Consider the following 5,244-nt stretch of genomic DNA (forward strand, 5'->3'; position numbering starts at 1 on the left):
CCATGATGTACCTTATGCTGTCCGTCGCTGGACACCTCACGATCTTCCAGACGCGAACGCGCGGCCCGTGGTGGTCCATACCCCCGGCGCCGATTCTCCTACTGGCGGTATTCGGAACCCAGATCGCGGCAACGTTGATCTGCGTCTTCGGATTTCTTGTGGCCCCACTCTGGTGGGGTTGGGTGGCGTTGGTTTGGGGCTACGCTTTGGTTTGGTTCCTCGTGACCGACCCGGTGAAACTGCTCGCCTATCGGTTTCTCGATTCCAGCAAATCCAAGCCCCACGCCAAAGCCGAACCGAAGCCAGAACCCGAAGCCGATGCCAAGCCTCAGGTCAAAGCCGATCCCAAGAGGGAAGCCAACGCGGAGCCAAAGGCTTCGGCGAAGCCACAGCCTGCGGCCAAAGCCCAACCCAAGCCCGAGTCCAAAGCTAAAATACCGTCAGATTCCGCGCCGCAGACCGCAAAATGAGCCAACAGACGATGGCAGCGGCCGGACCGCTGGAAGGAAAGGCGATGAAAATACATTCGAACGATTTTCGCATCGCCGACGGCGATAAGGTCGATCTCAAGAAATGGACGACAAACGTCGACCCGCTATAAAGTCCAAGTATCAATATAAAACAATGCTGGAGCAACACATTGCACAGCTAAACGCGCAACAGCAGCTTCACTACGCATCGAACTGATACGCAATTCTGCTGATTTTCCAGGCAATGGATGCGGCGGGAAAGGACGGTGCTATCAGGCATGTAATGTCCGTCATTAATCCGCGGGGATGTCAGGTGTTCAGTTTCAAGCATCCCAGCGCGACCGAATTGCTACACGATTTTCTGTGGCGCACGACCCGCGATCTTCCGGAACGCGGCCCGATCGGTATCTTCAACCGATCCTATTACGAAGAGGTTCTGATCGCACGCGTCCACCCCGAGATCCTGCGCAGCGAGGGACTCCCGGACGCCTTACTCGCCGAGAAGGCAGTCTGGCATGACCGGTACCGTTCGATCGTGGACCCGGAAAGACATCTCCATGGCAATGGCACCCGCATTGCGAAGGAATTCACGGGCTTTGAACTTGAGGCATTGTGGGAACTTGCTTCTCCATGTCTGCTGCGAAGCTCTGCAACCGCGATATCGGCAAGCACTAGGTCCAGCTGCGTTCAGCCAACCTGTCGGACCAGAGTGTCGCCGGTCCAAAGTCTTCGCATGCGCCTTTCATCTCCAGGGAACCCGGAGCGATCTTCAGACCGGCGTGATCGCCATCGATTGGCGAGGCGCGGCTGAGCCCGATGAAGGCGGTAACGGAGTCTCGGACAGACATAAATTGTCCCACAAGACGACCAAACGAGTGGCGCCAATTTTCCGATTTAGGTTACAATTTCGGAGACCGCTATCGCAGGTTCGGAAATTACTCAGACCGGGCTCCGCCGCCGCATTAATCTCGAATAATTCGCACTGACGCGATTCGTTCCCGCGCCTGCGTAGGTTTCCGAAACTGCGGCGGCGAGCAGACATAGCGCTGAGGTGGAATTGAATGCTAAGGTTGGATTGATCGGATCTTCGGAGTCTGCTTGAGCGGCGCATTGGCAGTCAGCGATCAACCAGACGCTCACAGGCTGTAACGCCGGCCCCGATGACCTTGCAACATCAAACGCGCCGTCTTGCTGCGTCGGGAACCCACAGGCATCGGAAGGGATATGCGCATGGCTTTCAGGGTTCAGGTCGGCCCGGACCAGATTGCCATCCACCAGGCACAGACCGTGCTGGTCACCGAGCCGGACGGACAGATCCGCTGGCCCAGCAACCGCGGGCTCTATTTTCGCGATACCAGAGTAATCAGCGCCTGGGCGATCTATGCGAACGGCGAATTTTGGGATCTGCTGAACGGCGGCGCCGTTGCCCCCCACGCGGCGCGCATCTTCCTGACCAACCGCGCATTCGCGACCGAAGACGGAACGATCGCGGCGCGTACGCTGGGCTTGGTGATCGGCCGTCATATCGATAGCGGATTGCACGAAGACATCGAGATCAGCAACAACAGCCAGACGCCGGTTCGTTTCAACCTGGAGATCGCGATCCGCGCCGATTTCGCCGACATCTTCGAGGTAAAGGGGGAAAGCATCGTGCGGCGTGGCCGTATTATTACCTCGTGGTTGGCCAAGCGGGAAATACTTCGGATTACCTACCGCAACAAGGATTTTTGCCGTGAAGTAATCGTCCGCACCAGCGAGGGAAATGGCAAGCCGACCGTCAACGCCAACGGTCGGCTGAGCTTCGACATTGCGCTCAAGCCCGGACAAACCTGGCATCGCTGCCTGATGTATGACCTTGTGGACGGCTCGAAACACTTCCGGGCGTCGAAGGAATGCGCCCATTCCATCGCGACGCTGGGACATTCGCGCAACATGGACGAGTGGCAGCGAACCGTTCTGAAAATCAAAACCAGCAACGAGGAATTCTATCGATGCTATAATAAAGGCGTGGAGGACATGGCGGCCTTGCGGCTTCCGTTGCAGGGTACGGATCACATGGTGTTCGTCCCGGCCGCAGGATTGCCGTGGTTCGTGGCGCTGTTTGGCCGCGATACCCTGATCGTTTCGTTACAGACGATGATCGTCTATCCAGAATTTGCCGCCGGTGCTCTGGAGATACTCGGCCAATATCAGGCGAAAGCGCGCGACGATTACCGCGACGCCGAGCCCGGAAAAATCCTGCACGAACTCCGCTATGGCGAGTTGGCGCATTTCAAGTTGATCCCGCACACACCTTATTACGGCACCGCTGACGCGACACCGCTTTATCTGGTGGCGCTGCATGCGGCGTGGCGCGCGACCGGTGACCACACACTGATCGAACGGCATCTACCGAATGCCGAGGCTTGTCTGACCTGGATCGACGAATACGGCGACCGCGACGGCGACGGCTTCCAGGAATACCAGACGCGCTCGACCGCCGGCTACGAGAACATGGCGTGGAAGGATTCCGGCGACGCCGTGATGTATCCCGACGGCACGTTGGTGCACGGGCCCAAGGCACTATGTGAATTGCAAGGATATGTCTACGACGCGTGGCTGCGCATGGCAGAGATCTACGATGAACTCGGCAACAAGCGACGCGCCAACAGGCTGCGAAAGAAGGCGGCAATACTGTTTAAGCGGTTCAACGAAGTATTCTGGGATGAAACCTCGGGTTTTTATGCCTTCGCATTGGATGGCGATAAGAGAAAGGTGCTATCGGTGGCCTCCAATGTCGGCCAATGCCTGTGGTCCGGCATCATCGCGCCGGAACGCGCGGCCATCGTGGTGAAGCGGCTGATGCAAAAGGACATGTGGAGCGGCTGGGGCATTCGTACGCTGTCGGCGGATCATCCTTCATTCAATCCATACAACTACCAGACCGGAGCGGTTTGGCCGCATGACAACTCGTTGATTGCACTGGGCATGCGGCGCTACGGCTTTGCGGCGGAGGCGGCCGCGGTGGCGCGCGATATCAGCGGCGCCGCCAGCCATTTCCTGCTGAACCAGTTGCCGGAGCTGTATGCCGGCTTGCAACGCGAGCCTACGAGTTTCCCGGTGCAGTATCTCGGTGCCAACGTGCCGCAGGCCTGGGCCGCGGCATCGCCGTTCATGCTACTGCAGGCGATGCTCGGAATCGACCAGGACGCGCCGCGGGGCAAGTTATACGTCGACCCCGCCCTGCCCGACTGGCTGCCGGATGTGACACTGACTGACTTGAGGCTGGGACGGCGAGTCTTTGATATCCGCTTCTGGCGGGACGGCAAGCAGACCGTCTTCAAGGTGCTAAGGGGAAATCGAGACGCCGTGGAGGCTCGGGCCGTGTCTACCATGAGCCAGAGGCCTGGTTAGGGCATGGGAAGACCGTGAATCGGCCTGTCGTTTTGTCGAATGCGATGAGGCATTTCTTCTGCCCGATGCTTTCCCGCAGTCTCTGAGTATATTCCGATCCTGTCATCATCGGCCTTCCTATCGTTAGGCTCTGGCGTGCACAGACTCACCCAAGGAGCTAACAATGCTGATTAATAACAGAAAGGCCCTGATCTTGGCCTTGACAGCTACAACCCTTCTAACAGCCAGCCTGGCAAGGGCCGCCAGCGAGCCAACGCCGGGTCAACAAACGCCAAAGCTTGAGAAAACGTCTGCCAACAAGGATTTCGGCAAACTTTCCGCGGATGGCTCAAACGCGTTTCAGGATCTGACGCTCACACGCCTCGCAATCTTCGATGGGCGTATCGACGACGCCAAGAAGTATATCCAGCGAGCGGAAGCGGCTTTCGGCAAGGCGAAGACCGATGAAACGGTGTTCACGAAAGCCGAAGCCGATCTTAAACAACCCAAGGTCAAGACCACACCCACCGACCAGACCGTTGGTGCAGCGCCGCCGGCGGTCAATAAACCGGTGGCTGACAAGTCCATGGCTCAGATCGATAAGCCGATCGCATGGCTCCCGGTCGATGGAGCGATTTCAATCAATGAAGACTATACCGGCAATTCCACGAAGGCCGCGGCCGTCGCCGAGGCCAACAAAAGCCTCAAAAGCGGCGACCGCAATGAGGCTATGGAAAAGCTGAAACTGGCCGACCTGGATATCGATATCACGTTGGCTGTTGTTCCCCTGGAACAAACGATCAATGATGTGCATCAGGCGGCCGGCTTGATCAATGATGGCAAATACTATGAGGCGAGCCAGCTCCTGCGCCAGGCCCAGGATGGCGAACGCTTTGATGTCTCTAACATCATCGCCGCACCGTCGAAAAAATAGAACCAAGCTGCGCCTGTGTCGGATCAATGCAGGCATGACGCTGACTATCGCGCCGATCCATGCCGGGTCGGCGCGTGGCCCTTTAGGTTTAGGTGTCGCCGAAAGCGTTCGACAATCCGCCTTCAGGGCCGATCACCTGGCGACGCAAATCGGCGCGTCGCCAGGTGCGCTGAGACCCCGATATATATGCATGACCTCGATGCACAGGTCAGGAAAACGCCCCGATGCGATTTGCGCCTGGGCAGTTGCATTCGTTGGTTTCGCAAACAATTGGCATGACCCGCAAATAAGGCCATCCGCACTAAGTAGTTTCCGAGTCTCGACGCAGCTTGACGGTTACAAATAGGCTGCAGGTTGGACGCCTTAGACGCCGTTCGTCGATTGCGCGCAACCATTTGTGACGGTCGCTCCGAATTAGGGCTGGCACTTCGATAGCAGCTTTAACCGGCATACGGGACGGTCAAGTTC

General features: G+C 57.8%; 4 protein-coding genes and 1 pseudogene. All 5 read left to right on the plus strand.

The window, feature by feature from the left end:
* Positions 1-470: pseudogene (locus ABSG20_RS29235) on the plus strand (hypothetical protein); the annotation flags it as partial.
* Entirely contained in the window at positions 467-601 is a 135-nt protein-coding gene (locus tag ABSG20_RS29240; protein WP_423867939.1) for a hypothetical protein, read from the plus strand. The pseudogene ABSG20_RS29235 and the gene ABSG20_RS29240, both read left to right, overlap by 4 nt.
* Before the next feature lie 152 nt (positions 602-753).
* Positions 754-1,281 (plus strand): polyphosphate kinase 2 family protein, encoded by a 528-nt coding sequence (locus tag ABSG20_RS29245; protein WP_423867940.1) that lies wholly within the window; start codon positions 754-756, stop codon positions 1,279-1,281.
* A 419-nt stretch (positions 1,282-1,700) separates the two neighbouring features.
* Complete coding sequence (locus ABSG20_RS29250; protein ID WP_423867941.1) at positions 1,701-3,863, plus strand: amylo-alpha-1,6-glucosidase; 2,163 nt, start codon at positions 1,701-1,703, stop codon at positions 3,861-3,863.
* A gap of 163 nt (positions 3,864-4,026) precedes the next feature.
* Complete coding sequence (locus ABSG20_RS29255) at positions 4,027-4,776, plus strand: YfdX family protein (protein WP_423867942.1); 750 nt, start codon at positions 4,027-4,029, stop codon at positions 4,774-4,776.
* Positions 4,777-5,244 lie beyond the last annotated feature (468 nt).

Origin of the sequence: Bradyrhizobium sp. (assembly GCF_049512235.1) — a bacterium.
GTDB lineage: Bacteria > Pseudomonadota > Alphaproteobacteria > Rhizobiales > Xanthobacteraceae > Bradyrhizobium.